This is a genomic window from Acinetobacter sp. CY17 (assembly GCF_059515825.1).
In genome coordinates, this window is the sequence record NZ_JCAKMX010000004.1 from 1 (window position 1) to 25,886 (window position 25,886).

Here is a 25,886-nt window from a genome sequence, read left to right on the forward strand (position 1 = left end):
TAAAGTATGAGGTCGACCTGATTTCTTTTTGAGTGATTCTGCTATTTCTAGAACCTCTACCATCTCAGTAAAAACTTGTCGAGGTACGCCAACTAAGCGTTTGAATTCAGAATCTGAAAAACGGTTTAATTTCTGATATCTCATGAAATTTATATGGAGGTGATTTTTACTTTCGCAAGAGGTCTAATTTTCTTCAAAATCCTGAGCTTTATTTATAAAATTATGAACAATATTAATATATTCCGCACCTAATTTTCTTAACTCTCTTTCTTTAACGATTTACTTCTCAAGGTTGATTTGATTGTTTAAAGAATCAAAAGACATCTCTGTTAATTTAAAACTTTTCTGTCCATACCAATAAGCCAACCCTGTAGCACATAATCCTAAAAACACAGCGATTCCTGTGGCATAGTCAAAAGCAGCTATCGACATATCAGTACTTTTTTCAAATGATTTTATTGCTGTGGTATCTGTAGAGACATTTAAATCAAGATAAATCTTTTCACCATTTGGTTGTTGTAAAACAATCATCTGATTTTTTGCTAGTTGTTCTGTATCTGCCATTTTCCCCTCTTAAAATAGCAACCATATCAAGCGGCTATCGTATAAGCAAAAAGCCAAAAATTAAATAAAAACTAAGCTTTAAAAATTACACTTGAGAATGAGAATTATTTACTTTAATTATCCATTAAATTTCTTTATGATCAGACACAAATTTATAAGGGAATTCTAATGAATATTAAAATTTTAGGACTAAGCTTTTTATTATTGAGTCCACTCATTGCATTACAAGCACAAACGCCAAAAACAGTTGCACAAGTGCAGCCACAATGGAAAACACCCCCAACACTCAATTACACAAACAAAGACCTAGAAAATCAAAATCGTAAAACCACCTTACATATCATGGGTAATCCTCAAGGGAAAGTCATCAATACCCGCATCATACAAAGTTCAGGCATCGCTGCACTGGATCAAAAAGTGCAAGATGCTGTTATGGCCAGTGAATTTCTCCCCTATCCGAATGTATTTGAAGTGACGCAATCCTTTGAAATGACCATCTCTCCATTACAAGACAGTAAAATTTGGTTAGTAAAACCGTATATTTCTTATCAAAACCTCGACCTACAAGGCCAAAACCGTTATCTGACCTTACAAATTACCCGCGACCCAAAAGGCTTTATTGATGCGATTACAATCTTACAAAGCACAGGCCTTCAACATTTAGATGAAAAAATCATTGCACAAGTCAAAGATGCACGCCTTAACCCTAAAACCACCCCTCAAAAATTAACCCTACCTTTGAGCTTAGGCACACGATTTAACCAACAACAAAGCCGTAAAGTGACATTAAAGGATGATCTGCCTGTTAATGAAGCTGCTAAAATTTGGCGTCATTTCCCGCATATTCAATACACGCAACATGATCTGGCTGGGCAAACTCGCCATTTAAGCTTTCGCCTCAGCTTTAATGAAGCAGGCAATCTCGCCAAAAGCACCCTCACACAAAGCAGTGGCATCCCACAATTAGACGCCAAGATCTATCAACAAATTAAAACTGCGCTGCTTTATAGTCACCACGCGCCTGTCACCTTAAATATTCCAATCGTCTTAACAGCAAAAGATCCCCAGCAATGACCCTCAAACCTCAGCCAATATCTAGTGCCTGACAGGATACTTTTTGCCAATACAGCTTTTTTATAATTGGTGACTTCAGCCATAGGCGATGAGATTGATTCTGCTAAACTTCGCATAATCCTAACACTCGCTTTAAAGTCTGATGCAGGCGCGGCAGACATATTTTAGATTTCATACTGGAACGCACTTATGAGCAATAGATTTGAATTCCCTATTCGTATTTATATTGAAGATACTGATGCTGGTGGTATTGTTTATCATGCGAACCATATTCGCTTTATGGAACGCACGCGTACCGAATGGTTACGTGCTTGCGGGATCGAACATTATTGGCATCAAAAAGATTACAACTTTGTGGTGCATAAAATTAACTTAAAATATATGCGTCCAATTTTAATGGATGACTTAATTACCGTAACTGCAACTGTTGTTTCTTGTAAATCAACCTCATTTGTATTGCAACAGAATATTTATCGTGGTGAAATCATGCTAGCTTCAGGTGAGGTCGAGTTGGCATGTATTGATGCCAATATGAAACCTCGCCGACTTCCAGAGGAAATGCGTGAACTCATACGTAACACCATGGAAGCGGATTAGAAAAATGAATTGGCACATGTAACTATGGCAACACAAATCGAATCTTCCCTACACATCTCAGATCTTATTTTACAAGCGAGTCCAGTGGTACAACTGGTGATGCTGATTTTATTATTGGCATCCATTTGCAGTTGGTATTTGATTGCTAAGTTACATTTGACCTATAAAAAAGCCAGCCGTGATGATGAACATTTTCAAAAAATGTTCTGGTCTGGCGCTGAATTATCCACCTTGTATAACAATGCCCAGCTCAATACCAAACGTACTGGTCTTGAAGATATTTTCTATCACGGTCAAGGTGAGTTTTTAAAATTACAAAAACGCCATGCCTCTGTTGCGCAAAGTATTGACAGTACAGAACGTATTTTACGGGTGGGTTTAAGTCGTGATCAGGCGCATTTAGAGCAAGGTTTAGGCATATTGGCCAGTATTGGTTCTGTAGCACCTTATATTGGTTTATTTGGTACAGTATGGGGCATTATGAATGCCTTTATTGGTTTATCGGATGTCGATCAAGTCAGTCTTGCCACTGTTGCTCCCGGTATTGCCGAAGCCTTAATTGCTACTGCCATTGGTTTATTTGCCGCGATTCCTGCGGTTTTAGCCTTTAACCATTTTACCAGCCAAGGCGATCAAATTTATAGCGACCGCGCCTTGTTTGCCGAAGAAATGGTGGCCCTGTTACAAGCACAATCTGTAGGTAAACCACAGGACGATGCCTAATGCGACACTCAGGCCGTTTTAACCGTATTAAAAAACCACTCAATAGTGATATGAATGTGGTGCCCTACATTGACGTCATGTTGGTGTTATTGGTGATCTTTATGGTCACTGCACCCATGATTACCAGTGGCATTCAAGTTGATTTACCTAAAGCCAATGCAACACCACTTGAAAATAAATCGCCGCCGGCGATTGTGACCTTAGATCAAAATGGTCAGTATTTACTTAAATACCAAAACCATAACAATGATCAAGCCTTAAGCTTGGCTGAGTTAGAGGCTGTGCTACAAGCAGCGCAAAGCGAACAACAGCAGCAAAATAGCGAGCTCACAGTGGTGATTAATGGCGAACAATCACGCCCGTATGGCGAAGTGATTCAACTGATGAACCAGCTGCAAAATTCCGGTTTAAGCAAAGTTGCCTTGCTGACCGAGCCGGTATCTTAAAAAATGAAAAACTTTCAAAAGCCCCCATTTGCGCAAAAGAAATTAGCGCTGGCTTTTACAGCAGGCGTGCATGTGCTTGCCATTATGGGTTTACTCTACGTAGGCATGAGTAAGCCACTACAGCCCCCTAAGCCTCTAGAAACTGTGCTGATCCGTCCTGAAGATTTAGTGCCTGAACCTATAGTTGAAGAAAAAACGCCTGCTCTTATAGAAGAGGCGGAAAGCGCAGATACAAACGTAGCGAATCAAATTACCCAAACCGCAGCGCCTACTGCTAATGCGCCTGTGATTCCTGTGCCCGTACCGACTCCTAGCCCCAAAGTACAGCCAGATAGTAATCAGCTCAACGCGCAAAAAGCAGCCGAACAAGCCAAACGCGCCGAACAACAAGCCGCCCAAGATGCAGCAAAAGCCCAAGCACAAAATAAAGCGGCAGAAACTGCACGCTTAAAAGCCCAAGCTGAAGCAGATGCTGCCAAACAAGCCGCGGCTCAAGCTAAAGCTGACGCTGCCAAAGCCAGTGCCGCAGACAAAGCCCGCGCTGAGGCGGCTGCGCAAAAGGCTGAAGCTGCGGCTAAAGCCAAGGCTGATGCGGCTGAAAAAGCTAAAGCGGATGCCGCTGCAAAAGCTAAAGCCGATGCAGCTGCAAAAGCTAAAGCCGAGTCTGCTGCCAAAGCCGAGGCAGCTGCTAAAGCTAAAGCCGATGCAGCAGCCAAAGCCAAAGCCGATGCAGCAGCAAAAGCTAAAGCCGAGGCTGCTCAAAAAGCCAAAGCCGATGCAGCTGCTAAAGCTAAAGTCGATGCAGCTCAAAAAGCCAAAGCCGATGCAGCTCAAAAAGCCAAAGCCGAGGCAGCTGCAAAAGCTAAAGCCGACGCAGCTGCTAAAGCCAAAGCTGATGCGGCTGAAAAAGCTAAAGCCGACGCAGCTGCAGAAGCCAAAGCCGATGCAGCAGCAAAAGCCAAAGCCGAGGCTGCGGCAAAAGAACGTGCCGAGGCTGCTGAACGTGCCAAAGCCGAAGCTGCGGCTGAAGCAAAAGCCTCTGCTGCGGCCAAAGCCAAAGAAGAAGCTGCCGCTAAAAAAGCTGAAGCGAGAAAAATTGCCTCTACTGCTAAACGTGACTTTGAGAGCAAAATTCGTCGTGCGTGGGATATTCCAAGTGGTGCAACAGGACAAAGCGCCACTGCCCGTGTCACTTTAAGTGACAGCGGTAGTGTCCTGTCTGTAGTGGTCAGTTCAAGTAATCCTGACCTCAAAGCCAGTATTGAAGCTGCTGTACGTGCAGCTGCACCGTACCCAATGCCCTCTGATCCAGAGGCACGCAGTCAGGCACGTAGCTTTACTTCAAGTTTTACCGCCCGATAAATCAAAAGCGCGATTTGAAGCCAAAATCGCGCGTTTTTTCCACTCAAATTTACAAAGTTTGAGTAATAAAGCGCTCAACTGGGGCTTTTTTATTACAGAATATCTGTCATGATAACCAACAAAATTTTCACAAAAATTCAAATCTTTTGAGTATTTAAAGGACTAAGGATATGACGCGTAAACACCTACTCGGCTTAGCATTAATGACCGCCTTAGGCGCGAGTCTTAGCAGCCAAACCTTTGCTCAACTCCATCTAGAAATTGTCAAAACTGCCGAAGAAAGCCCTAAAATTGCCATTGTCCCGTTTAGCAGTGACTCTAGTATTTATCCGATTGTCGAAAATGACTTAAATCGTTCAGGCAAATTCTCAAGCGCCTCGAAAAACTTACCGGCAACTGCTGCCAATGATCAGCCTAATGCAGGTGCTTGGAAAGCAGCAGGGATTCCTTACTTAGTTACAGGATCAAGTAAGACCAATCCAGATGGTAGTATTGCCATTCATTATCAACTCTATGATGTAGAAAAAACCACTTATCTACTAAATGAAATGCTCACTGTACCTGCTTCACGCACGCGTCAGGCAGCACATATGATTAGTGATACTATTTTCCAAGCCTTAACAGGCATTGCTGGCGATTTTAGTGGTCGTATTGCCTATGTACTGCGTAACCCAGCCACACCTGAGCAGCGTTATACCTTACAAATTGCCGACACCGATGGTGAACAGCCAAAAACGATTCTGACTTCGCGTGATCCTATTCTATCGCCAGCTTGGACACCCGATGCCAAAAGTATTGCCTATGTATCGTTTGAAACTAAACGTCCTGCGATTTACTTACAAAATCTTGCTACAGGCAGCCGTGAAAAAATCACCAGCTTCCGGGGTTTAAATGGTGCACCAAGTTTCTCACCCGATGGCAAAAGCATGTTATTTACTGCATCCATGCATGGCAACCCAGAAATCTATCAAATGGATTTAAGCACGCGTAGCTTACAGCGCATGACCAATAACAGCGCCATTGATACTGAAGCACGTTATACCCCAGATGGTAAAGGCTTTATCTTTACTTCAGATCGTGGTGGCTCTGCACAAATTTATCGTTATGACTTTGAATCGGCTGATACCAAACGTGTCACCTTCCGTGGTGCTTTTAACGCGCGCGGTACTTTAAGTGCAGATGGCAAAAAAATTGCTCTGGTCCATCGTCCAAGTGGCAGCAACTATAAAGTTGCCATTCAAGATATTAATAGCGGCGTGACCAATGTGCTCACCCCAACCAGCTTAGATGAATCACCAAGCTTCTCACCAAATGGGCAAATGGTGGTGTATGCCACACGCGAAGCGAATCGTGGTTTATTGTCAATTATGTCACTCGATAGCCGTTTCCGTGTCAACTTACCAAGTGAAGTGGGCGAAGTACGTGAACCTGCTTGGGCACCCAAATAAAGCTTAAATTAAATAAGGATGATGAAGATGAAAAAAATGCCAACGCTGCTCTTGCCAATTTTAGCAACAGCCCTACTCTTTACAGGCTGTGCCAGCCGTAAACCGGTTAATCCAGTGATTAGCGATAACGCTTTAAACAACAACACTCCAAGCGTTACAGTCGATACTCAAGGCTTAAGCGAAGATGCAGCGCTTGCTGCACAAAGCTTAACCGGTGCTTCAGCCAAAGGGGTCACTGAAGCCAATAAAGCCTTTTTAGCCAAACGTGTGGTGCATTTTGACTATGACAGCACAGAACTCTCAACTACAGATGTACAAACCCTACAGGCCCATGCTCAGTTTTTAATGGCCAATGCCAATTCACGCGTTGCTTTAACCGGCCATACCGATGAACGCGGTACACGTGAATACAACATGGCACTCGGTGAACGTCGCGCTAAAGCGGTAGAAAGCTTTTTAGTCAGCAGTGGCGTTAGTGCTACACAATTAGAAGCGGTCAGCTATGGTAAAGAAATGCCTGTCGCAACCGGTAGTAATGAAGCAGCATGGAAAGAAAACCGCCGCGTAGAAATCAATTACGAAGCAGTCCCGCCTTTGCTCAAATAAAGCCTAAAAAAAGCGCTCATTAGAGCGCTTTTTTTATGACGGCTGTTGCTCATCCTGTTTAGGTTGCAACGATTCAATTAAATCATGTTTGTTAAACTCTTTATATTCAGGTTTAGCCTCATAGTCCTGCCAAGCTTGTTTAATATTGTCGGCAGAAATCTCATCTAGACTAATTGCTTCACTTGGAGTTGGGGTTGCATCAAACTTATGTGTGGTCATTGCGATCCTCCTCGCCTTATTTCTTATCCTTTAAATCAACATAGCAGTTTTTAATGAACTTGCAAGGGTAAAATCATAGCAAAAGGTCGAGTTTAATTTTTCTTTTTGTTGGTTCTCCTCTAAAATAGCGGCCATCTTTTCTTATTATCTATGTGTGCATGAGCACTGCGGAGTTTTCCAGCGATGGCATATCTTACTCTTTCCCAATTTCTACAACAACAAAGCGGGAACTTAACACCTGAACTCGCTCAAGTGATTGAAACAATTGCAAACACGTGTAAAAGCATTGATGTATTGTTACAAAAAGGCGCGCTTGCCGGTGTATTGGGCAGCGCACAACATGAAAACGTACAAGGCGAAGAGCAAAAGAAACTCGACGTCATTTCAAATGACTATTTAATTGATGCCCTGAAAGTTCACCCACATGTCGGCGGCTTAGCCTCTGAAGAGTTAGACGAATTTACCCCTGCACAAGAGAACGGTGAGTTCTTGGTGCTATTTGATCCGCTAGATGGTTCAAGCAACATCGATATTAACATGTGCGTAGGTACCATTTTCTCAATTTTGCCGGCTAAAAATGCAGTAACGCAAGCGGCTGACTTTATGCAAGCAGGTCAGCAGCAAGTGGCTGCAGGTTATGTGCTCTATGGTCCATCAACCATGATGGCGTTAACTGTTGGTGCAGGCACGGTGTTCTTTACCTTTGACTTAGACAGCCAAGAATTCTTGTTAACCACACAAGACATTACAGTTGCAGCAGACACCAAAGAATATGCCATTAATGCCTCAAACCAACGTCATTGGGAGCAACCAGTACAACGTTATATCGATGAATTACTAGCAGGTAAAACTGGTCCACGCGAAAAAGACTTTAATATGCGTTGGGTTGCATGTATGGTGGGTGATATTCACCGTATCCTGTGCCGTTCTGGTATTTTCATGTACCCATACGACTTAAAAGATCCGAAAAAAGCCGGTCGTTTACGTTTAATGTATGAAGCGAATCCAATGAGTATGCTCATGGAACAAGCTGGCGGTGCCTCAACCACAGGTCGTGTACGTATTTTAGAGATCCAACCAACTGACTTACACCAACGTGTACCTGTCATTATTGGTTCAAAAAATGAAGTTGATCTTGTGACCAGCTACCATAACTAATCTTTGAATGCCCATAAGCTCTTCAGTTTATGGGCATGAGCTTCTCCCATGTCGACTATTTTTTTAGAATCTAAAGATAATCCTAAGATTAAGCATTTACGTGCTTTAATTGAACAAAACAGCTATCGCAAAAAGCAAGGTCAAACTGTGCTTGAAGGTACACACTTGTGCCAAGCATGGTTAGAACAAAATAGGAAAATTAACTCAATTTTCACGACTGAAAAATCACTCACCCATCCAGAAATTTGCGACATTTTAGACCTTTATCAAGGTTCAGTTTTTGTCATTGCAGAAAGCTTATACCGTGACTTAAGCACCTTAGGTACCACCTTACCGTGCTTAGCCGTGATTGATCAGCCCACCTCACGCCAAAGCCTTGACTTTGCAGCAGATACATTAATTTTAGAAAACGTACAAGATCCGGGTAATGCAGGTACTTTACTACGTTCTGCAGCCGCTGCTGGCATCAAGCAAGTCATTTGTACCAAAGGTTCAGCATCTCTGTGGTCACCACGCGTATTACGTGCGGGTATGGGGGCGCATTTTAGCTTACAGACTTTTGAAAATGTGACTTTAGAAGACGTGTTATCACGTTTTGAAATTCCAGTGTATGTGACCAGTTCACACCAATCCACTAGCCTCTATGAACAAGATCTCAGCCAAGCGTGTGTTTGGATTTTAGGCAACGAAGGTCAAGGTGCATCTAGCTATGCCCTAGAACATGCCAAATCTGTGGCCATTCCACAGCCGGGCGGTCAAGAATCTTTAAACGTGGCGATTGCAGGTTCGATCTGTTTCTTTGAAATGGTGCGTCAGCGTCTGTAATTGTGTGTTTTGTTTTAACGTTGAACCATCTACTTAAAATTTAAAGTACACTAGAAAAATAATTAAAGAATTGTCAACCCAATCATTATTTCCAGCGTTATAACACTATGACAATGGAAATAATGCTGGGTATCCAATGACAGGATTTTCCATCTCTATGGATTTAGCACCCAAACAGTCTCAAAGCCAAGATGCCAGTATTCTTAAGAGTACGGCCGAGCAACGCCTTAAGCTTTTTATGCAAGAGGTGACTGGACGCGCTTTAGTCATGATGGAGAGTGCCACCCAAGGTCAACAAGGTATTGCTATGGACTTAGTCCAAGAGGCTTTTATCTCATTGCATAAATCCTATAGCGATCGCCCCAATGATGAATGGTATCCCCTGTTTTACACCATTTTAAATAACAAATTACAAGATTGGCGACGTAAAGAAGCACGGCGCGCCAATCCATTTTCTTTCTTTAAAAAAGTCAGCTTGGATGATGAAGAGATTGAACTGCATGATGTCGTTGATGAACATGCCATTAATCCAGCCGATTTTGTTGACCAACATGTCACTGCTGAAGAAATTCAAGCAGCGATTCAACAACTCCCCTTACGCCAGCAACAAGCCTTTATGCTCCGCGCATGGGAAGGGTTTGATACCCACACCACCGCACAGATTATGAACTGCTCAGAAGGCAGTGTAAAAACTCATTATCACCGTGCGATTCAAGGCCTGCGTGCCACGCTCGCACATTTAAATCCACATCTGGGAGGGTCATCAACATGAAACATGATGATTACTTAAAACAAGTCACTTCCAAACTCGATCACTTAGCTGACCGTCCCCACGACAAAGCCCAAGTGATGAATCAGGTCTTTGAACGTATTCAACATAAAAAGACATCACGTTACGGTTTATGGAAAATGTCAGGTTTTGCCTTAGCGGCTGCCATCACCGGCATCGCAATTTTACCGCACTCAAATGACATGACTGAACAACCTGTTAATCAAGCCGTTGTATCACCAAAACTTTCGCCACAGATGGTTGAAGATTTGGAAATGCTGATGGTGCTAGGTGAAGACCGAGGTCCGCATGGCAGCTAAGAAACTGGCTTTAGCCTTGTGTGCCATTGGCTTTTTACAAAGCAGTTTTGCAGGCTTTGAACGTTTTTGGCTATTTTCTAAAGATGCCAATAGCCAAGTCGACAGTTGGGAAAGCATGTCTGAAGCTGAACAAATGGCAGCGATTAAACGCTATCAAAGTTTAAAAGAATTACCACAAGAACAAAGCAGTAGCTTGCAACAGCGTATTGATTGGTTTACCCAATTGCCCGAGCAAGAAAAACAAAAGATGCGTGAAGTTTGGCAAAAAATGAGTAGCACTGAACGTCGTGAACTTGGACAACGCTTAGAAAAAGCCCGTCCTGAAGAGCGTAGTGCCATTCGTGATGAATATATTGTCAAATACACGCAAGCGGAATAAAAAAAAGCCTCATCAGAGGCTTTTTTTTATTCTTGATATTCATCAATTAAAGCAAAAATCTGTCTTAAAGTCGCACCGCTAAGCTTAGTTTTTTCACCTTTTAACAATTGAATCAATTGCTCTAAGCTTTGCAATAAAATGGAGGCTTGGTGTGGGCCATGGTTAAGCAAGTAATCAATAATTTGCTGATCAATATGAATACCACGGCGATCAAGCACAGAATTAACCAAGGCATAGCGATCGGCATATAAACTGCCATTGGGGACACGTACACTCACCGCTTGGGTTAAGCGTGACTGTAAATCAGGTAATTCAAGTTTCAGTTCAATTGGTGCCATACGCGATGAAAACACCAATTGGCCACCTTCTTGATTATTATAATTAATCAGATGAAATACTGCCTTTTGCCAATGTGGCACGCCACTGATTGCCTCAATATCATCTAAGGCGACTAAGTCATAACGCTCAAGTGAGGTAATGGCTTCTGTTGGCGCATCGAGCAACTCAAGTAAAGATACTTGAATGGCAGATTTACCCACATCAAGATAAGAGTCGCAAATCGCAGAAAGCAGATGACTTTTTCCAGTCCCTGCCCCACCATAGACATAAAAACGACTGACTAAACCAGCATGAAGCTGACGGACTGCATCAATCACGTGTCCCCATCCTGGACCCGAAAAATCGCTAATTCGAGCGTCGAGTTGAGGTTCAATGTCTAATTGCAGTTGGCGCATATATGTCGTATAGCCTTTTCACTTACATGTTATTGTCAGGTCAATCCATCTTACTCGATTTTTCATTGAGTTGCTGCGTTTTTAAGTCAGGATTTTTCATTTCTACATGTACATCGACTTGCTCTGTGACGATGTTTACTGCGCCATCTTCGGTCGCATTAACCGTGAGTTGCGGCTGAGCTTGATAAAGTTGACTGGTTTCGTAAAATTCCCGCACATGACGCAGTAATACTACAATTACAGCAGCCACAGGTAAGGCAATCAGCATGCCTAAGAACCCAGCCAATTGTGCACCTGCCAACACGGCAAAGACCACGGCAACTGGCGATAGACCAATTTTATCACCCAATAAAAATGGCTGTAAAATATAACCCTCAATGGCTTGCCCGACCATAAACACTACTAGTACCAGTGCCAACTGCATCCAATCTAAACCAAATTGGAAAAGACTGGCAATCACCGCAGCAATAATACCGACAGCAAAGCCTAAATAAGGAATGATGCTGGCAAGGCCTGCGATCATGCCAATGATTAAGCCTACTTCCAAACCAATCAATTGTAGACCGACGGCATAGACCACACCCAACAATACCATGACCAAAAGCTGACCTTTTACAAAGGCACCTAAAACGCTGTGACACTCGCCCACTACATGCAAGGTATTGGCTTCATAACGACGTGGAATTAAGCGACGTAAACCATCGAGCATACGATCCCAGTCCAGTAGGAAATAAAAGGCAATAATCGGAATTAACACCACCGTACCGCCAATCTGAATAAAGTTTAAACCCGACTGTGCTAACTTTAGCGCCATGGCTTGTACACTGTCAGCACTATAGTTGGTTTGCACATAATCCATAATCACGGTAGAGAACTGTTGGGTATCAATTTCCATTTCATCGACATTAAAAGTCTCAGATACCCAAGGCAAGAAAGTATAATTAACCCAATGAATCCCTGCAGGAATACTGTCTCTTGCATACTTTAACTGCTCCCAAATCAGCGGCACTAAGTACCAAACTGCTAAGGTCATTACAATGGCAATACCCACAAAGACACAGGTAATCGATAGCCATCTTGGTAGACCATAATCATGCAGCTTATCGACCAAGGGGCTAAATAAATAGGCGATTAAAAACGCACCGACAAAGGGAATAACCACTGGTTTTAATAAGTAGAGAATCCAGACAATTAGAGCGATGCCCGCCAATATAAAAATACGACGCAAGGTTTTGTCACCCATAATTTCGCCTTTTTCCTTGTTATTGGTTATGAAACTTAAAATATTTCAATAAAGATAGCATTTTGCCTCATAAATAACATAAGAGTTTCGTATATTCAGGTTATAATCGCCGCGCGAATGCGGAGACTTCAATTATGAGCAACTCAACTTCTACCCCAAACACCGGTTTAAGCTACAAAGACGCGGGTGTCGACATTGAAGCGGGCGACGCGTTAGTCGATCGTATCAAATCAGTCGCAAAACGCACATCACGTCCAGAAGTGATGGGAGGCCTTGGTGGCTTCGGCGCTCTTTGTAAAATTCCTAAAGGTTATGAAGAACCTGTTCTCGTATCAGGCACAGATGGTGTTGGTACAAAATTACGTTTAGCACTTAATTTAAACCGTCATGACACCATTGGTCAGGACTTGGTGGCAATGTGTGTAAACGACCTTCTTGTCTGCGGTGCTGAACCGTTATTCTTCCTTGATTACTATGCAACAGGTCACTTAAATGTGGACGTAGCAGCTAATGTCGTAACAGGCATTGGTGCAGGTTGTGAACTTGCAGGCTGTGCGTTGGTGGGCGGTGAAACTGCTGAAATGCCAGGCATGTATGAAGGCGAAGACTATGACCTTGCAGGCTTCTGCGTAGGTGTGGTTGAACACAGCAAAATCATTGATGGCTCTAAAGTAAAAGCGGGCGACGTGTTAATTGGTGTGGCATCAAGTGGTGCACACTCAAACGGTTACTCTTTACTTCGTAAAATCTTAGACGTAAAAAATGTTGATTTAACTCAACTCGTTGACGGTCGCCCACTTGCAGATGCTGCAATGGAACCGACTCGTATTTACGTAAAACCAATTCTTGAATTACTTAAATCTGTTGATGTACATGCCATGGCACACATCACAGGTGGTGGTTTACCTGGTAACTTACCACGCGTATTACCAAACGGTGCACAAGCGATTGTCAATGAAGGTTCATGGGAGTGGCCTGAATTGTTTAAATTGCTACAACGTGAAGGCGGCGTAGAACAGTTTGAAATGTACCGTACATTTAACTGTGGTGTTGGTATGGTGCTTGTGGTTGATGCAGCCGATGCAGACAAAACTGTTGAACTTCTTACCAGTCTTGGCGAAAAAGCGTGGGCAATGGGTTCAATCGTCGATAATGCTGAATCAGTTGCTGGTGCAGATGAAAAAATCCGCGTTGTATTCGCTTAAGTTGTAATGATTAAGATTGCAGTTTTAGTTTCAGGTAGCGGTTCTAACCTCCAAGCCTTGATTGATGCCAATCTATCGGGGCAAATTGTTGGGGTTATTTCCAATAAACCTGAAGCCTATGCCTTACAGCGTGCCCAAAGAGCTGGTATTGCCACGGCAGTCATTGAACATAAATACTATCCAAGTCGTGAGAGTTTTGATGCTGTGATGCATCAACAACTCCTCGATTGGGATGTAGATTTAGTGATTTTGGCTGGGTTTATGCGTATTCTAAGCGCAGACTTTGTGCAAAACTGGCAGGGTAAGATGATTAACATTCATCCTTCGCTGTTGCCACATTACAAAGGTATGCATACCCATCAACGTGTGCTTCGTACTGGCGATGCCTATCATGGCTGTACGGTACACTATGTGACTGCGGAGCTTGATGCAGGTCAAGCCTTAGCACAAGGTGTATTACGTGTTGGTACACATGATAACGAAAGCAGCCTCGCTGAACGTGTGCATAGACTTGAACACTTGATCTATCCGCAAGTAGCGGAGTGGATTTGTAATGGCACTTTAGTGCATACAGCACAAGGTCTATTGTACCGGGGTCAGCCTTTGACTGAACCGCTACAATTTACCAAGCTTTAAAGCATAAAAAACGCAGCCTCGGCTGCGTTTTTTTAAATCAATTTCTTTAAATATTGCACCAGCTCAACTGGATGTTCTAGTGGGAACATGTGGCCCCCTTTAAACACGCTATAAGGAATACCGAGTTTTTGCTGAATCCGCTTAGGAAAGCCTTTTTCATTAAAAATACTGTTTTCCCCCACCACCAAATGCATCGGCACACTTGGTTCAGGTATGGGCTGCCAATATTTTGAAGGATTAGTTCTAAAAATATTCACTTCATCCATTTTAGCAATGGTTAAGGTCACACCACCACGTATGGGATCATCTGTTAATGCATGCTGAATATAAGCATTGAAGCAATCATCATCAAAGTCTTTATAAAAACCTTTAGGACGTAAACTGAGCGCTGCTTGCTCACGACTGTCCCAATGATCACGGCGCTTTTTAGACAAGCCGGCAGGACTCAGTTGATCCAGCTTCTTCGGCTGTAAACGTTTCATCAACGCTAAGGCCAATGCAGTTTTACCGACCAATAAAGGTGGATCAAGCAAAATCACTTGATTAAATAATTCAGGTCGCGCATAGGCCGCTTGCATCGTCAACACCGAACCCAATGAATGGCCAATCCCAATTACAGGCCGCCCTGCCGCTTGACGTACAATGCTATCAACCACTTGTTGAGTTAAGCTTTTCCACCCCTCATCAATGGGATAGCGTTTATCTGTGCCTAAAGGCTCGGTATATACCACATCGTACTCATCTGAGAGTAAATCAAAGAGCTTTTGATACACCTGACTCGGTACACCATTGGCATGCGCGAAATGAATTAAAGGTTTCATCTTAGTTTTGGGTCTTGTTCTGTTTGCAATTGTTGTTGCACAGATGATGCAATACCTTGACCAATTTCGCTACCCATACGACCTAAAATCGAATCTAAAGGATTATGTTCAATGGTGTAATTGACGGTTTTATCCAACTTAAGTTCACGTTTGAGGGTGTTGATGCTGCCAATACGATCCGCAACACCTAGTTTAACGGCTTGATCACCCGTCCAGAATAGCCCTGAGAAAATTGCCGGGTCATTGGATTTGAGTTTATCACCACGTCCATCTTTCACCGCTTGAATAAAGTGACTATGCACGTTATTTAACACATCTTGCACATGCGTTTGCTGCGCAGGATCAATCGGTTGGGTCATCGACAATAGAGCTTTGTTGTCACCTGCGGTCATGGTGCGATCTTGTACGCCTAATTTTTGCATTAAGCCATTAATGCCATAATTGGGCATAATCACCCCAATTGAACCGACTAGGCTTGATGGATTGACAATAATTTGATCAGCTGCAGAGGCAATATAATAAGCACCTGAAGCACCCGTATCGCCAATCACGGCATAGAGTTTTTTCTCGGTATGCTGCTGTTTTAAATAGCGAATCTCTTGCCAAATTTCATCGGATTGAACTGGTGAACCACCCGGTGAGTTAATGTTTAATACCACCGCTTTGGCTTGGCTATTGCTAAAGGCTTTATTTAAGGCTTTGATGGTATTTTCACTGTTGACACTTTGTTTATCTGCACCAATGGTACCAATCACATCCACCACCGCCAAATGCGCCGAACTAGTCCCTGCAACCGCATCACTTTTACCGGCGCTAGAGCACCCTCTGCCCATCGCTAAAACAATAAACAATAAATAGGCAAAGGTCAGACATTTAAAGAAAATACCCCAACGGCGTGCACGGCGCTGTTCTTCTACCGATGCCAAAACCGCTTTTTCAAGTAATTTCCATTCTGGTCCTGTGGGTGGTGTAGGCTGTACCTTTATTTCATCTTGTGGTTTTGGTGGCCAATCGGACATAAAAATGACCCAATGTAATTAAAATTGCCCTCATTATATACAATGATTGTGCTTGCACTGTCTAAAGTCGTTACTTTTCGCCTATAATAATTTTCTTTTCTGGCGAAATCTTATCCCTCCATGACTGAGCCCATTCAACAGACCTCGACCTATCGTTTGCTCAACTTTGTTAGCCGCCAACCGATACAGTTATCACGTTTTGTTGCCAAAATGTTAGCTGGTTTGGTGAATAATTTTAAGATTTCTAAAACATCTAATACCATTCGTCTTAACTTACAAATTGCCTTTCCAGAGATGACAGCGCAAGAGCGTGAGCGGATTTGTCGTGCAGCAGTTAAAAATGAACTGTGCTCCTATTTTGAGTTTTTTAGTATTTGGGGTTCGAGCAACCAAAAAAATATTAGCCGTATCCATCATATTCACGGTCGTGAAATTTTGGAAGCCGCTTTAGCCGAACAAAAAGGCGTGGTTTTGGTGGTTCCACATTTTGGTACATGGGAAGTCATGAATGCGTGGGTAGCCCAGCACACCACCATGACCATTATGTATAAGCCAGTTAAAAATCCAGCAGCTGATCAATTTGTACGTCAGGCACGTAGCCGTGAGCAAGCCAATCTGGTGCCTACCGATGAGTCTGGGGTACGGCAAATTTTTAAAGCCTTAAAACAAGGCGGTACTACGGTAATTTTACCAGATCATACCCCCAATATTGGCGGAGATATGGTGCCGTATTTTGGTGTACCTTTAGCGTCCAGTAACTTAAGTGCCAAACTGATTCAAAAAACCAAAGCCAAAGCCATTTTACTCTACGCTCTACGTAACGATCGCGACGGTTTTGATATGTATATGGAAGCCATTGATGACGCTATCTATCAAGGCAGCGCCAACCAAGGTACAGAAATTATTCATCATGCGCTTGAAGATCTGATTCGTCGTTATCCAGAGCATTATCACTGGAGCTATAAACGCTTTAAGGCCAATCCTGCTTTGAGCGGTTTATATAATGCGCCAACGGCTGAGGCCCTCGCCCGAGTTGAGGCATTACGCGTTGCAGCCACAGCCGCTCGCGACGCTGAGCTTGCAGCAACAGCTGATCTTGATCATTCATCATAAAAGTTAAACTGCCCTGCTCAATGGTACTTAGCATTGGTATGTTTAAGGCGTGTAGACGTGCTTGTACCTCTTCAGTGGGATGACCATAACGATTGGCAAATCCCGCTGAGACAACGGCCACTTGAGGGCGATAATGCTGTAAAAAAGCATAGGCAGAACTGTGTTTACTGCCATGATGGCCTAAGACCAACACATCCACCTTTAAATGTGGATAATGCAGTAACAGTTGATGTTCAGTTGGCCAACCCGCATCGCCCATCAATAAAAAATGTGTCGTTTGGCTTTGGCCTTGATACGTCACATACAACACACAAGAGGTCTCATTTTTGGCCTGATTGGCCGTGGCTAAAGCGCTTTTCGGTGGTGAAAGCACTTCAAAACTCAGCCGCTGCCAATGCCACTTTTGCCCACGTTGGCAATACTCAAACGGAAGCGAATGCTGACCTAAAGATTCATTGCTCATGAGGTTGGCAATCTTGATTTTTGCTGCTACCGCCGGATAAGCACCACTATGATCTTGATCTAAATGGCTTAAGATCACTTGATCGAGCTGTTGAATGCCACTACGCAACAAAAACGGTAAAATTACATTTTCGCCTAAGCTAAAACGGCGTTCATCTGGACTACCCCCCACATCTACCATCAGTGCTTGTCCTTGATCACGAATCAAAACCGCCTGCCCTTGCCCCACATCTAAGACATGTAGTTCAAATGGCTGACGGCTATGGTCATAAAAAAATATTGGCATTAAACAGACGAGTGCCCAAAATTTAGGGATTAAACCACGCGGTAAAAACAAGATCACTAGGGCTAAAATCAGCGCGATGAGTTGCCAAAAATTCATGGCCCATGGCAGCAACTGCGGTTGAAACCAAGCATCTAAAAGCTGTAAAACCGCCAACAAAACGCTCAGTATCGCATCATTTATATGCCATAACATTGCGCCTAGCGGCTCAGACAGCAGCCACGCTACACCTGCTACAATATCTAGTGGCACTACCACTAAACCCAAATAAGGAATGGCAATTAAGTTACTGATTGGGCTGATCCATGCCACTTGCTTAAAAAAAATCAGCATTAAAGGCAGCAAGGCAATAAAAATTTTCCACTGCGATTCCACCAACAAGCCTATAGCCTGCTTTACACGCTGTATTGTGCTAAAAGCCGTTTGATCTTGGCGCTGTATCGTTTGGTAAATTCTAAGCAAAATAAAACATGCGCCATACGACAACCAAAAGGCTGCGGATAACACACTAAAAGGATCAAATAACAACAGTAAGGCCGCGCTATAAGCCAATAATTTTAAAGGCTGTAAGGCTTGACCAAACAGTAACAGCACACAGCTTAAACTTACGATCAGTAGTGTGCGTAATGCTGGAATTTCAAAGCCCACAAAAGCACAGTACAAGGCCACAGCAATGACAAACGGCGCAATCAGGACATAGGTTTTGGGCAATTTCAAATAGAGCTTAGGCTGATAGCGACCAATGAGTTGTTGTAAACCCCAACACAACATAGCCGCAAAAATCAGTACATGTGGCCCAGAAATCGCCAATAAATGACTGATACCCAAACGGCGAAAATCGTCTTCCGTCTCAGGAGTTAATAAACTGCGATCCCCAGTTAACAAGCCGAGTAATAGCCCTTTATGCTTCATGGGTTGCTGGATCATAAACTCACGTACAGCCAGACGCTTTTTTTCAATACTCAGCTGTAGTTTTTGACCTAAACCAAGGGGATAACGTTGTTGTAATTGCTGCACTTCACTGGCAGATAAAGGCCGAAGCTGCTCAATACGCAGCGTCGCCATAATGTTTTGTTGTACATACCATTTTTCTTGATCAAAAGCCCCACGCGTGGCATAGCCATGTGCAGGTCGCACTTGCCCCTGAATCTGATAATACTGCCCCAGTTGCAAAACGGGGGTTTTGGCTTGCCCCGTTTTTTCATTAATCGCCGTATAACTAAGCCAAGTGACGGGCTCAGGCTTAAAGCCTAACACTTGTACCGCTTGCACAATGCTGCGTTCACTGCGTTGATTAAGTCGCTCGACATAAACCACCACATCTACCGCTGCAATTTGCGTTTCGCGTAAGGCCAATCTTTGTTCTAATGCCGACTGGGCATAGCTATACCCGAGCACACATGCCACGAACATGCCAAGCATGGCATTGCCAACACCTAACCACACCTGTTGCAATTGATGCTGTAGATACAATTGCAGGAGTAACAGCAGCAAAAACAGCAGCGCCAGCGCAAAACCAATCTGAGGCAGACCTGCAATCTGCTGCCCCATCAATGCAATGCCCGTTAACCATGCCAAAGCTAAACCAATGTACATGCTCCAACCATCCCGTGTCAGCGCTTACAGACATGATAAAGCCCACCGAAGTGGGCTTCAATCAAAACGCGATAACAGGTATTTTAGTCGACCCAGACCCCATCTTGCATATGCAAAATTGAATCGGCTGCTTTGGCTAGTTCTTCATCATGAGTCACAATCAGCATCGCCATATTAAACTCACGGCGTAAATCCGTCAGCAACTCAAAAATTTTCACTGCGGTTTTACGGTCTAAATTACCCGTAGGCTCATCAGCTAGCATTAAAGCCGGCCTAGCCACGAGTGCCCGCGCCATGGCGACACGCTGACGTTCACCCCCAGAGAGCTCACCTGGTTGATGAGTTAAACGATGCGATAAGCCCACCCGTTCTAGTAAATATTCTGCTTGTGTTTTCACCTTTTTAAAGCTAGCCCCTTGGCGCAGCATTAATGGCATAGCGACATTTTCAAGCGCAGTAAATTCAGGCAATAGATGATGGAATTGATACACAAAACCTAAATGTTCATTTCTTAAAAAACCACGCTCAGCTTCGCCTAAAGTGTCAAAACGCTGGCCTTGTAAATACACTTCACCACTGGTCGGGCAATCGAGCCCACCCAAGACATGCAACAAGGTACTTTTACCCGAACCACTTGAACCCACGATCGAGACAAATTCACCCGCCTTGACCCCAAGGGATAAGTCTTTAATCACTTCAACATGGTTTTTACCATCATTAAAGGTTTTGTTGATGTGACGCGCTTCTAAAACAAAATTACTCATAGCGTAGCGCCTCCGCAGGTTGAATTTTGGCTGCGCGGAGCGCTGGATAAATTGTGGCTAAGAAGCTTAATACCAGCGATAAACTCACAATGATTAGCACATCTTGCCAACGCAAATGCGATGGTAAATAGTTAATAAAGTAAGCATCAAATAAATTTAAGCCTAAAGTGTTGTTGAGCCAGCCAATCACCGAGCTGATGCTTGAGGCAAAAGCAACACCTAAGATTGCTCCTGCAACTGTACCAATCACACCAATAATCGTGCCTTGCACCATAAAGATTTTGGTAATCGTGGCAGGTGAAGCACCCAAAGTACGTAAAATCGCAATATCGGCTTTTTTATCCGTCACCACCATCACTAGGCTTGAAACAATATTAAACGCAGCAACTAGGACAATTAAGAACAGCAATAAACTGACCATCGCCTTTTCCATCTGAATGGCGCTAAATAAGTTACCGTGGGTATAGGTCCAATCTGAGGCATAGAAACCACCTGGTAAATCACGCACAATTTCATTGGCGACGGTAGGTGCGGCAAAGATATCATCGAGCTTCATACGTACGCCTTGTGCACCATCGGGTAGACGTAACAAGGTCGAGGCATCATTTAAGGCAATATACCCCATCATCGAATCCACTTCAGCACCAATACTAAAGATCCCGACAATTTTAAAGCGTTTAAAACGCGGTACCACACCCGCTGGTGAAGGCGTCGCTTCTGGCAGCACCAAGGTAATATTATCACCAATGCCTAAACCTAAGGCATCGGTCATTTGTTTACCCAAAACAATACCAAACTCACCTTTTTTTAAGTCATCTAAATTACCCGCCACCATATGGTCTTGAATAATAGAAACCTTGCGCTCATATTGTGGCTCGATCCCTGTGACCATAATACCAGAGACTTGACCGTGCGCAGTGAGCATGCCTTGCAATTGGGTAAAAGGTGCTGCCCCAACAACATGTTTATTTTGCTCTACTTTTTTGGCAAGTTCTGGCCAATCTGTTAAAATTTGTGTAGACGAAACTGTGGCTTGTGGCACCATTCCTAGGACACGATTTTTAAGTTCACGGTCAAAACCATTCATGACCGACAGCACTGTAATCAATACCGCGACCCCAAGGGTCAACCCGATCATTGAAACCAGTGCAATAAAAGAAATAAAGTGGTTACTCCGCCGTGCGCGAGTATATCTCAACCCTATATACAGCGAGATTGGTTTAAACATACCATCTAGTCCGAGGTAATAATCATGGAAAATATTCAGCCTCAACACGAGCGCACTGAGCGTCGCGTGATGTCTCGTATTGATGCCGCTTTAAGAATAAATTATCAGTTAATTTCTGAAGCTGCTGCCTTAGCTGATCCCTATGCTGCCAATTTCATTTTACCGCGTTACTTTTTACTGCAAGCCGAATTGGATCAGTTTGATCATGCTTTGACATTTGAGCTGAGTAAATTAACTGAAAAAGATCAACAAATTGCTAAAATCTTATCCTTATTCAATCAAAAATTAAACTTATTTACAGGCGCATTATACGATTCTATTGTACAAAGCATGTTACCTAGCCCTGAGCGAGTCAATTTTTCTGAAACAGGCTTAAGCTTTTATAGCCGTGAAGAAATTAGCAAAGGTAGCTATTTGCATGTCACATTAAGTCATGCTGAGAATTTTTTTCATATTGCCGCCAGCGTGCAAGTGATCTATAGCCAATTGCAAGCCGATGGACAATATCGTAATGGTGCCTATTTTGTGACTATTTCAGCGCAAGATCGAGCTAAACTTGCTGAATGTATTGAAAAAAATTTAGCCGATTTTTCGTTGTAAATTACGACTGGTTTTAAAATCACGATAGAAATATACCGCTAAACCGAACAGTAATACTCCAGCACCAACAAACACCATCAAAGAGAGTTTTTCTTGATTCAGCCATGCACCCAAAAAAATAGCCAACATCGGCGTCATGACCGTGGTTAAGGATAAGGTGGTGGCTTTAATATTTTTCACCAATTTAAAGTAGCAAAACATGGCAATTAAAGATGCCATAATCACGGTATAGAGCAAGGCTCCAATACTCTTTAGGCTTGGCATAGCAGTTGGTGCATATTGCCAAATAAACGGCAAGATACATAAGGCCATGAGGGTCGAAACTAAAATCGAACCTGTGGCCTGTGCCACTGGGGCAACATGCATGGCATTGACTTTTTTGACCCAAAAAATCGAAGCCGCATAGCTCAAGACACTTATCAGCATTAAGGCAATACCAATGGGATGAACATGCTGATTTTCACCTGCAAAGCAAATTAAACTTAAGCCAAATAAGGCAATCAACATCCCAAGCCATTGCATGAGATGCAGTTTTTGCTTAAAAAAGCTCAGTCCAATCAGACCTGCCATAATCGGTGCTAGACCAAACATCAGCGCAATCAGACCTGAACTTAAATAGGCGGTTGCCATATAAGTAAAAAATTGCGAACCAATCAAACTAAAAGCACCGGCTAAATAACTATGCAGCGCGACTTTATTGAGAGGAAAATTTTGCCTAAGAACCAGCATTAATACAGCGGCTAAAGGTAAAGCAATAAAAAAGCGTAACACCAATGCCCATAACGGATGTAGATCATCCACACTCCAAACAATCGCTAAAGGCGTGGTCGACCAAATAAATACCAATAAGGCATAGGTCAAGATTAAATTGCTTTTGCTTAAATTGGCCATTACTGCGCGGTCTTACGTTTTTGCTTAAAAATGGTTTGATCTAGGCTATTGGAAAATTCACGCTTATCACGCTCGGATAAAGGCGGTGGTCCACCAGTTTGTACGCCTGCACCACGTAAGGTTTCCATAAAATCACGTAAATGTAGGCGCGCTTTAACATTGGCCTCAGTATAAATTTCACCGCGTGGATGGATCGCAATTCCACCTTTTTCAATCACTTGTGCCGCAAGTGGAATATCTTGAGTCATGACAATGTCATGTTGTTTCATACGCTCAATAATTTCTTTATCGGCTTGGTCGGCACCGCTCATCACTTGAATGGAATTAATTCGTAGTGACGGACGAATGCCGACATTTTGGTTGGCCACAAAGGTCACTTCAAGCTGATGACGGTCTGAGGCACGCATAATCACATCACGTAAAATTTTAGGTAATGCATCTGCGTCAACCCACAATTTAAATGGCAGCACTGCCGCATCCTAAATTTAAAAACTCAAAGCTTAGTGTAGCAAAATTGTGGCGGTCGCGCTGAGCTAAGCTAAGCTTAAACCAGATTTTAAGAGGCAATGTTTTAGAATATCTGTACAGTAATACGCTAGGCGTTTGTATTTATTTGCCTAAATTTGAGGCATGTCCCTTGAAAAAATTAAATCATCCTCGATTAAATAACTAAACCACTCAAAGTTCTATTGTGCATATGAAAAATCAAAATAGACCAGAAATGATCACCATTGAAGATCAAAACTTTGGCAGCCATGTTGAGCATTGGAATTTACTTACCGAAAATCCAAGCAGCGATGTGCCCAAATGGATGGGGCTTGCGCTGGATGCGCCTGTGATGCCGATGGGTCTATGCACGCAAGAGTGTGATATGGATGCCAATACTTGGCTGATTCAAGGCCCAAAACAATCGCATATTTTGATCAATCAAGTGATTGATGTCGAAAATAATCGTCCCAAAAAAGTTAAAACTGCCTTTCCTAGTTTTACAAGCCCATATAAAGTGCAAGCACAAGTCGAACGCATTATTACCTGTAAAACCAATACTCAAGCGGTATTACGTTTAAACTTGGGCAATAACAATATTGTCTATGCCTTTGATAGTTTATATAGCGTCAATCATCATTGTTATGACGCAAAGCAGCCGTATATTGCCGAACTGAATGCTTGGGCCTATGAATTAGAAGCTGTTGGTGAACATGAACAATTGGTGGTGGATGACCCTGCCTCAATTAAACATCACCGCGCGTTAAATGATATTTTAGCGGCCAATGATGGTGTTGCGCCTGCGGACTTACATCAACAAATTCAAGCATGGCAACCTAAATCTGAAGAAGATAAGGAACCTGTTACGGTTGATTTCTCTAAGATGGTCGCCTACTTGTATGGTGAAACCTTAGGTCAAGAAGATGAAGCATGGTTCCAAGGTCAAGTGGTAGGTAAAACCAGCATGCAATTTATGCAGCAAGATTACACGCTTTATGACGTCACTCTATTACGTGAAGATAATTCTGAAGCGACTTTAATTCGCATTGCCACGCGTGATCCGCAATACAGCAAGTTTAATGTGGGTCAATATATTCGCGGTAATATTTGGCTACAAGTCAATATTCAGCAATCTGCATAAAAAAAGCCCAAGTTTAACTTGGGCTTTTTGACTTTAAGGCTTAAGCATTGCGTTTAGCAAAGTCATCCATAAAGTTAACTAAAGCTTGTACACCTTCAAGTGGTACAGCATTATAAATGCTGGCACGCATACCGCCCACTGAACGGTGACCTGCGAGATTTAATAAATTGTTTGCTTCAGCTTCAGCCAAGAACTGTTTTTCAAGCTCAGGTTTTGCCAAAGTAAACGGTACGTTCATAATCGAACGATATTCTTTGGCAATTGGATTGGCATAGAAATCGCTAGCATCGATATAGCCATACAGTAATTCAGCTTTGGCTAAATTTACCTTATGGATTGCCTCTACGCCACCTTGCTCAAGTAACCATTCAAACACCAAGCCTGATAAATACCACGCATAAGTAGAGGGTGTATTCACCATTGAATCATTTTTGGCTTGTGCTGAGTATTTTAAAATGCTTGGGATGCTCTCTACAGCTTGATCAAGTAGATCATCACGAATAATGACTAAGGTTAAACCTGCAGGGCCAATATTCTTTTGCGCACCAGCATAAATTAAACCAAACTTAGATACATCAATCGGTGCCGATAAAATGCTTGATGATAAATCGGCAACCAATGGTTTATCCGTTTCAGGAATGTTTTTAAACTGAAGACCACCAATGGTTTCATTATCCGCATAATGTACATATGCTGCATCAGCAGATAAGTTCCAAGTATCTTGCTCAGAAATCGCTAACTTGCCAGCGCTGTCTTTAATGCCTGCTTCAATGACGTTAATGTCGCCATAACGTTTCGCTTCTTTAAGCGCTTTTTCTGACCAAATACCAGTATGGATATAATCAGCTTTGCTGTTTTTACCTAACAAGTTTAAAGGAATCGCTGAGAATTGTAGCGATGCACCACCTTGTAAAAACAAAACTTTGTAGTTTTCAGGAATATTCATGAGCTTACGCAAGTCTGCTTCAGCTTTGGCTGCTACCGCAACATAGTCTGCACTACGGTGGCTCATTTCCATAATGGATAAGCCTTTGCCTTGCCAATCCAACATTTCAGCTTGAGCTTTTTCTAAAACGGCAGTGGGTAATGCAGCAGGGCCAGCACAGAAATTGTACGCGCGCATGATTTTTCCTTGTCAATGTGAAACACAATAGAAATGGCATTTAAGCATATC

Annotated in this window: 28 protein-coding genes and 1 pseudogene; 17 read left to right on the forward strand and 12 right to left on the reverse strand. The window is 42.9% G+C overall.

The annotated features are described in order from the left end of the window. Positions 1–279 precede the first annotated feature (279 nt). Positions 280–564: a hypothetical protein gene (locus AC5YCI_RS04000; protein WP_496128253.1), complete on the reverse strand. Its 285-nt coding sequence runs from the start codon at positions 562–564 to the stop codon at positions 280–282. Positions 565–732: 168 nt separating this feature from the next. On the opposite strand from AC5YCI_RS04000, the gene AC5YCI_RS04005 reads away from it, so the two are divergent. The 7 genes from AC5YCI_RS04005 (at position 733) to pal (ending at position 6,820) form a co-directional block, all read left to right on the forward strand. Further along, a complete protein-coding gene (locus AC5YCI_RS04005; protein WP_496128252.1) occupies positions 733–1,638 on the forward strand; it encodes a TonB family protein in 906 nt (301 codons plus the stop codon). A gap of 189 nt (positions 1,639–1,827) precedes the next feature. Continuing rightward, complete coding sequence (ybgC, locus tag AC5YCI_RS04010; RefSeq protein ID WP_496128251.1) at positions 1,828–2,235, forward strand: tol-pal system-associated acyl-CoA thioesterase; 408 nt, start codon at positions 1,828–1,830, stop codon at positions 2,233–2,235. A 24-nt stretch (positions 2,236–2,259) separates the two neighbouring features. Continuing rightward, positions 2,260–2,958, forward strand: coding sequence for a protein TolQ (tolQ, locus tag AC5YCI_RS04015; RefSeq protein ID WP_496128250.1), 699 nt, complete (start codon positions 2,260–2,262; stop codon positions 2,956–2,958). Beyond that, positions 2,958–3,404, forward strand: coding sequence for a protein TolR (gene tolR / locus AC5YCI_RS04020; RefSeq protein WP_496128249.1), 447 nt, complete (start codon positions 2,958–2,960; stop codon positions 3,402–3,404). Before tolQ ends, tolR begins: the two co-directional genes overlap by 1 nt. 3 nt (positions 3,405–3,407) lie before the next feature. Next, a complete protein-coding gene (tolA, locus tag AC5YCI_RS04025) occupies positions 3,408–4,766 on the forward strand; it encodes a cell envelope integrity protein TolA (RefSeq protein WP_496175261.1) in 1,359 nt (452 codons plus the stop codon). A 170-nt stretch (positions 4,767–4,936) separates the two neighbouring features. Next, positions 4,937–6,214: a Tol-Pal system beta propeller repeat protein TolB gene (gene tolB / locus AC5YCI_RS04030; RefSeq protein ID WP_496128247.1), complete on the forward strand. Its 1,278-nt coding sequence runs from the start codon at positions 4,937–4,939 to the stop codon at positions 6,212–6,214. 27 nt (positions 6,215–6,241) lie between these two features. Next, positions 6,242–6,820, forward strand: coding sequence for a peptidoglycan-associated lipoprotein Pal (gene pal / locus AC5YCI_RS04035; protein ID WP_496128246.1), 579 nt, complete (start codon positions 6,242–6,244; stop codon positions 6,818–6,820). A 33-nt stretch (positions 6,821–6,853) separates the two neighbouring features. Here pal and AC5YCI_RS04040 read toward each other — a convergent pair whose 3' ends face one another. After that, positions 6,854–7,039, reverse strand: coding sequence for an NF038105 family protein (locus AC5YCI_RS04040; RefSeq protein WP_496128245.1), 186 nt, complete (start codon positions 7,037–7,039; stop codon positions 6,854–6,856). 183 nt (positions 7,040–7,222) lie between these two features. On the opposite strand from AC5YCI_RS04040, the gene AC5YCI_RS04045 reads away from it, so the two are divergent. From AC5YCI_RS04045 to AC5YCI_RS04065, 5 genes are all read left to right on the forward strand, one after another. Continuing rightward, positions 7,223–8,197 (forward strand): class 1 fructose-bisphosphatase, encoded by a 975-nt coding sequence (locus AC5YCI_RS04045; RefSeq protein ID WP_496175262.1) that lies wholly within the window; start codon positions 7,223–7,225, stop codon positions 8,195–8,197. A gap of 48 nt (positions 8,198–8,245) precedes the next feature. After that, the gene (locus AC5YCI_RS04050; RefSeq protein WP_496128243.1) at positions 8,246–9,022 is read left to right on the forward strand and encodes a TrmH family RNA methyltransferase; all 777 of its coding nucleotides are present in this window, start codon (positions 8,246–8,248) and stop codon (positions 9,020–9,022) included. A 157-nt stretch (positions 9,023–9,179) separates the two neighbouring features. After that, positions 9,180–9,794: an RNA polymerase sigma factor gene (locus AC5YCI_RS04055; RefSeq protein WP_496128528.1), complete on the forward strand. Its 615-nt coding sequence runs from the start codon at positions 9,180–9,182 to the stop codon at positions 9,792–9,794. Next, positions 9,791–10,111, forward strand: coding sequence for a hypothetical protein (locus tag AC5YCI_RS04060; protein ID WP_496128242.1), 321 nt, complete (start codon positions 9,791–9,793; stop codon positions 10,109–10,111). Before AC5YCI_RS04055 ends, AC5YCI_RS04060 begins: the two co-directional genes overlap by 4 nt. Next, positions 10,101–10,490, forward strand: coding sequence for a DUF3106 domain-containing protein (locus AC5YCI_RS04065; RefSeq protein WP_496128241.1), 390 nt, complete (start codon positions 10,101–10,103; stop codon positions 10,488–10,490). The genes AC5YCI_RS04060 and AC5YCI_RS04065 overlap by 11 nt, the downstream gene beginning before the upstream one ends. A 26-nt stretch (positions 10,491–10,516) precedes the next feature. Here the strand turns inward: AC5YCI_RS04065 and hda are convergent, their stop codons facing one another. Then, entirely contained in the window at positions 10,517–11,224 is a 708-nt protein-coding gene (gene hda / locus AC5YCI_RS04070) for a DnaA regulatory inactivator Hda (protein WP_122899650.1), read from the reverse strand. Positions 11,225–11,264: 40 nt separating this feature from the next. Next, positions 11,265–12,467, reverse strand: coding sequence for a chloramphenicol efflux transporter CxpE (gene cxpE / locus AC5YCI_RS04075; RefSeq protein ID WP_496128240.1), 1,203 nt, complete (start codon positions 12,465–12,467; stop codon positions 11,265–11,267). Positions 12,468–12,601: 134 nt separating this feature from the next. On the opposite strand from cxpE, the gene purM reads away from it, so the two are divergent. Then, entirely contained in the window at positions 12,602–13,672 is a 1,071-nt protein-coding gene (gene purM / locus AC5YCI_RS04080) for a phosphoribosylformylglycinamidine cyclo-ligase (RefSeq protein ID WP_496128239.1), read from the forward strand. A 6-nt stretch (positions 13,673–13,678) separates the two neighbouring features. Beyond that, positions 13,679–14,308, forward strand: coding sequence for a phosphoribosylglycinamide formyltransferase (purN, locus tag AC5YCI_RS04085; RefSeq protein WP_496128238.1), 630 nt, complete (start codon positions 13,679–13,681; stop codon positions 14,306–14,308). Positions 14,309–14,340: 32 nt separating this feature from the next. On the opposite strand, the gene AC5YCI_RS04090 is transcribed toward purN, so the two are convergent. Further along, the gene (locus tag AC5YCI_RS04090) at positions 14,341–15,129 is read right to left on the reverse strand and encodes an alpha/beta fold hydrolase (RefSeq protein ID WP_496128237.1); all 789 of its coding nucleotides are present in this window, start codon (positions 15,127–15,129) and stop codon (positions 14,341–14,343) included. Next, a complete protein-coding gene (sppA, locus tag AC5YCI_RS04095; RefSeq protein WP_496128236.1) occupies positions 15,126–16,148 on the reverse strand; it encodes a signal peptide peptidase SppA in 1,023 nt (340 codons plus the stop codon). Before sppA ends, AC5YCI_RS04090 begins: the two co-directional genes overlap by 4 nt. 120 nt (positions 16,149–16,268) lie before the next feature. Between sppA and AC5YCI_RS04100 the strand changes: the two genes are divergently transcribed. Next, positions 16,269–17,261 carry a lysophospholipid acyltransferase family protein gene (locus tag AC5YCI_RS04100; protein ID WP_496128235.1) on the forward strand — a complete coding sequence of 331 codons (993 nt, stop codon included), beginning with the start codon at positions 16,269–16,271 and terminating at the stop codon, positions 17,259–17,261. Here the strand turns inward: AC5YCI_RS04100 and AC5YCI_RS04105 are convergent. The 3 genes and pseudogenes from AC5YCI_RS04105 to AC5YCI_RS04115 form a co-directional block, all read right to left on the reverse strand. Then, positions 17,194–19,602, reverse strand: a pseudogene (locus AC5YCI_RS04105) (DNA internalization-related competence protein ComEC/Rec2); the annotation flags it as partial. The gene AC5YCI_RS04100 and the pseudogene AC5YCI_RS04105 sit on opposite strands and share 68 nt — an antisense overlap. An 83-nt stretch (positions 19,603–19,685) precedes the next feature. Then, positions 19,686–20,366, reverse strand: a complete 681-nt coding sequence (lolD, locus tag AC5YCI_RS04110; RefSeq protein WP_496128234.1) for a lipoprotein-releasing ABC transporter ATP-binding protein LolD — start codon at positions 20,364–20,366, stop codon at positions 19,686–19,688. After that, a complete protein-coding gene (locus AC5YCI_RS04115) occupies positions 20,359–21,594 on the reverse strand; it encodes a lipoprotein-releasing ABC transporter permease subunit (RefSeq protein WP_496128233.1) in 1,236 nt (411 codons plus the stop codon). The genes lolD and AC5YCI_RS04115 overlap by 8 nt, the downstream gene beginning before the upstream one ends. A 24-nt stretch (positions 21,595–21,618) precedes the next feature. Here AC5YCI_RS04115 and AC5YCI_RS04120 point away from each other — a divergent pair, with 24 nt between their 5' ends. Beyond that, the gene (locus AC5YCI_RS04120; RefSeq protein WP_496175263.1) at positions 21,619–22,194 is read left to right on the forward strand and encodes a PilZ domain-containing protein; all 576 of its coding nucleotides are present in this window, start codon (positions 21,619–21,621) and stop codon (positions 22,192–22,194) included. Here the strand turns inward: AC5YCI_RS04120 and AC5YCI_RS04125 are convergent. Continuing rightward, a complete protein-coding gene (locus AC5YCI_RS04125; protein WP_496128231.1) occupies positions 22,174–23,085 on the reverse strand; it encodes a DMT family transporter in 912 nt (303 codons plus the stop codon). The genes AC5YCI_RS04120 and AC5YCI_RS04125 overlap by 21 nt on opposite strands. Beyond that, positions 23,085–23,555, reverse strand: coding sequence for a YaiI/YqxD family protein (locus tag AC5YCI_RS04130; protein WP_168401668.1), 471 nt, complete (start codon positions 23,553–23,555; stop codon positions 23,085–23,087). Before AC5YCI_RS04130 ends, AC5YCI_RS04125 begins: the two co-directional genes overlap by 1 nt. A 227-nt stretch (positions 23,556–23,782) precedes the next feature. Here AC5YCI_RS04130 and AC5YCI_RS04135 point away from each other — a divergent pair, with 227 nt between their 5' ends. Beyond that, complete coding sequence (locus AC5YCI_RS04135; protein WP_496175264.1) at positions 23,783–24,712, forward strand: hypothetical protein; 930 nt, start codon at positions 23,783–23,785, stop codon at positions 24,710–24,712. Positions 24,713–24,752: 40 nt separating this feature from the next. Here AC5YCI_RS04135 and serC read toward each other — a convergent pair whose 3' ends face one another. Beyond that, a complete protein-coding gene (gene serC / locus AC5YCI_RS04140; RefSeq protein WP_496128229.1) occupies positions 24,753–25,835 on the reverse strand; it encodes a 3-phosphoserine/phosphohydroxythreonine transaminase in 1,083 nt (360 codons plus the stop codon). Between the last annotated feature and the right edge of the window lie 51 nt (positions 25,836–25,886).

Excerpts from the sequence above, each read along its gene's own strand:
- AC5YCI_RS04000 (WP_496128253.1), bottom strand. The coding sequence starts at position 564 with ATGGCAGATACAGAACAACTAGCAAAAAATCAGATGATTGTTTTACAA.
- AC5YCI_RS04005 (WP_496128252.1), top strand. The coding sequence starts at position 733 with ATGAATATTAAAATTTTAGGACTAAGCTTTTTATTATTGAGTCCACTC.
- ybgC (WP_496128251.1), top strand. The coding sequence starts at position 1,828 with ATGAGCAATAGATTTGAATTCCCTATTCGTATTTATATTGAAGATACT.
- tolQ (WP_496128250.1), top strand. The coding sequence starts at position 2,260 with ATGGCAACACAAATCGAATCTTCCCTACACATCTCAGATCTTATTTTA.
- tolR (WP_496128249.1), top strand. The coding sequence starts at position 2,958 with ATGCGACACTCAGGCCGTTTTAACCGTATTAAAAAACCACTCAATAGT.
- tolA (WP_496175261.1), top strand. The coding sequence starts at position 3,408 with ATGAAAAACTTTCAAAAGCCCCCATTTGCGCAAAAGAAATTAGCGCTG.
- tolB (WP_496128247.1), top strand. The coding sequence starts at position 4,937 with ATGACGCGTAAACACCTACTCGGCTTAGCATTAATGACCGCCTTAGGC.
- pal (WP_496128246.1), top strand. The coding sequence starts at position 6,242 with ATGAAAAAAATGCCAACGCTGCTCTTGCCAATTTTAGCAACAGCCCTA.
- AC5YCI_RS04040 (WP_496128245.1), bottom strand. The coding sequence starts at position 7,039 with ATGACCACACATAAGTTTGATGCAACCCCAACTCCAAGTGAAGCAATT.
- AC5YCI_RS04045 (WP_496175262.1), top strand. The coding sequence starts at position 7,223 with ATGGCATATCTTACTCTTTCCCAATTTCTACAACAACAAAGCGGGAAC.
- AC5YCI_RS04050 (WP_496128243.1), top strand. The coding sequence starts at position 8,246 with ATGTCGACTATTTTTTTAGAATCTAAAGATAATCCTAAGATTAAGCAT.
- AC5YCI_RS04055 (WP_496128528.1), top strand. The coding sequence starts at position 9,180 with ATGGATTTAGCACCCAAACAGTCTCAAAGCCAAGATGCCAGTATTCTT.
- AC5YCI_RS04060 (WP_496128242.1), top strand. The coding sequence starts at position 9,791 with ATGAAACATGATGATTACTTAAAACAAGTCACTTCCAAACTCGATCAC.
- AC5YCI_RS04065 (WP_496128241.1), top strand. The coding sequence starts at position 10,101 with ATGGCAGCTAAGAAACTGGCTTTAGCCTTGTGTGCCATTGGCTTTTTA.
- hda (WP_122899650.1), bottom strand. The coding sequence starts at position 11,224 with ATGCGCCAACTGCAATTAGACATTGAACCTCAACTCGACGCTCGAATT.
- cxpE (WP_496128240.1), bottom strand. The coding sequence starts at position 12,467 with ATGGGTGACAAAACCTTGCGTCGTATTTTTATATTGGCGGGCATCGCT.
- purM (WP_496128239.1), top strand. The coding sequence starts at position 12,602 with ATGAGCAACTCAACTTCTACCCCAAACACCGGTTTAAGCTACAAAGAC.
- purN (WP_496128238.1), top strand. The coding sequence starts at position 13,679 with ATGATTAAGATTGCAGTTTTAGTTTCAGGTAGCGGTTCTAACCTCCAA.
- AC5YCI_RS04090 (WP_496128237.1), bottom strand. The coding sequence starts at position 15,129 with ATGAAACCTTTAATTCATTTCGCGCATGCCAATGGTGTACCGAGTCAG.
- sppA (WP_496128236.1), bottom strand. The coding sequence starts at position 16,148 with ATGTCCGATTGGCCACCAAAACCACAAGATGAAATAAAGGTACAGCCT.
- AC5YCI_RS04100 (WP_496128235.1), top strand. The coding sequence starts at position 16,269 with ATGACTGAGCCCATTCAACAGACCTCGACCTATCGTTTGCTCAACTTT.
- lolD (WP_496128234.1), bottom strand. The coding sequence starts at position 20,366 with ATGAGTAATTTTGTTTTAGAAGCGCGTCACATCAACAAAACCTTTAAT.
- AC5YCI_RS04115 (WP_496128233.1), bottom strand. The coding sequence starts at position 21,594 with ATGTTTAAACCAATCTCGCTGTATATAGGGTTGAGATATACTCGCGCA.
- AC5YCI_RS04120 (WP_496175263.1), top strand. The coding sequence starts at position 21,619 with ATGGAAAATATTCAGCCTCAACACGAGCGCACTGAGCGTCGCGTGATG.
- AC5YCI_RS04125 (WP_496128231.1), bottom strand. The coding sequence starts at position 23,085 with ATGGCCAATTTAAGCAAAAGCAATTTAATCTTGACCTATGCCTTATTG.
- AC5YCI_RS04135 (WP_496175264.1), top strand. The coding sequence starts at position 23,783 with ATGAAAAATCAAAATAGACCAGAAATGATCACCATTGAAGATCAAAAC.
- serC (WP_496128229.1), bottom strand. The coding sequence starts at position 25,835 with ATGCGCGCGTACAATTTCTGTGCTGGCCCTGCTGCATTACCCACTGCC.